Origin of the sequence: Pseudomonas sp. NPDC099000, assembly GCF_044759925.1 — a bacterium.
Taxonomy (GTDB): Bacteria; Pseudomonadota; Gammaproteobacteria; order Pseudomonadales; family Pseudomonadaceae; genus Aquipseudomonas.
Map to the genome: position 1 here is coordinate 1 of NZ_JBIWAF010000057.1, position 1,616 is coordinate 1,616.

At 54.8% G+C, this 1,616-nt stretch carries 1 protein-coding gene and 1 pseudogene; both read left to right on the forward strand.

From position 1 onward, the window contains the following. Nucleotides 1-29: 29 nt before the first annotated feature. A pseudogene (gene rpsG / locus ACIQV9_RS28895) lies at nucleotides 30-368 on the forward strand (30S ribosomal protein S7); the annotation flags it as partial. A 30-nt stretch (nucleotides 369-398) separates the two neighbouring features. Then, on the forward strand, nucleotides 399-1,616 hold a 1,218-nt coding region (locus ACIQV9_RS28900; RefSeq protein WP_403108662.1), incomplete at its 3' end, for an elongation factor G.

A 1,616-nucleotide genomic window follows, 5' to 3' on the forward strand; every position in this document is an offset into this window, starting at 1 on the left:
AGACAGCCGGCGCCGCGCGTATCGCTTAGGGCGCGCTGGAAAAGGTTACAGAACGCAAGAACAGCGATCCCCTGGAAATCTTCGAGAAAGCTCTCGACGCCATCGCTCCGCTGGTCGAAGTAAAGTCGCGCCGTGTAGGCGGTGCTACTTACCAGGTTCCGGTCGAAGTTCGTCCGTCCCGTCGTAACGCTCTGGCAATGCGCTGGTTGGTAGACTTCGCCCGTAAGCGCGGCGAGAAGTCTATGGCTCTGCGTTTGGCTGGCGAACTGTTGGACGCTGCCGAAGGTAAAGGTGCTGCAGTTAAGAAGCGTGAAGACGTGCACCGTATGGCTGAAGCCAACAAGGCTTTCTCGCACTACCGCTTCTAATTTTAGCGTCACTAATTTTGCGAGGGCTTTATGGCTCGTACAACAGCGATTAATCGCTACCGTAACATCGGTATCGTTGCTCACGTGGATGCTGGTAAAACCACCACCACCGAGCGCGTCCTTTTTTACACTGGCAAAAGTCACAAAATGGGCGAGGTGCATGACGGCGCCGCGACCACCGACTGGATGGTGCAGGAGCAGGAGCGTGGTATTACCATTACTTCTGCTGCCATTACCGCCTTCTGGCAGGGTTCCGAGAAGCAGCACAAAGATCAGTATCGCTTCAACGTCATCGACACCCCGGGTCACGTTGACTTCACTATTGAAGTTGAACGTTCCCTGCGTGTTCTCGACGGCGCGGTCGTTGTGTTCTGCGGCACCTCGGGTGTTGAGCCTCAGTCGGAAACCGTATGGCGTCAAGCCAACAAGTACGGCGTTCCACGTCTTGTTTACGTAAACAAGATGGACCGTGCTGGTGCGAACTTCCTGCGCGTGATCGGTCAGATCAAGCAGCGTCTGGGTCACACTCCGGTGCCAATCCAGTTGGCTATCGGTTCCGAAGACAACTTCCAGGGTCAGATCGATCTGATGGCCATGGAAGCTGTTTACTGGAATGACTCCGACAAAGGCATGGTTCCAGTTCGCAAGCCTATCCCTGCTGAACTGCAGGAACTGGCTGACGAATGGCGCGGCAACATGGTTGAGGCTGCGGCCGAAGCCAGCGAAGAGCTGATGAACAAGTACCTCGAAGGTGAAGAACTCACCAACGCGGAAATCAAGGCCGCTCTGCGTCAGCGTACTATCGCTGGTGAGATCGTTCTGGCTGTTTGCGGTTCTTCCTTCAAGAACAAGGGTGTTCCCCTGGTTCTCGACGCCGTTATCGACTACCTGCCTGCGCCTGTTGATATTCCTGCCATCAAGGGTACTGACCCGGATGACGAGACTATCGATCTGGAGCGTCATGCAGACGACAACGAACCGTTCTCCGCTCTGGCATTCAAAATTGCCACTGACCCATTCGTGGGTACCTTGACCTTCGTTCGAGTTTACTCGGGCGTGTTGGCCTCCGGCGACGGCGTGATCAACTCGGTTAAAGGCAAGAAAGAGCGCGTGGGTCGTATGGTGCAAATGCACGCAAACGCCCGTGAAGAAATCAAGGAAGTACGCGCTGGTGACATCGCGGCCTTGATCGGCATGAAGGACGTCACCACTGGTGAGACTTTTTTTAATGTTGTATTGCGTATCATT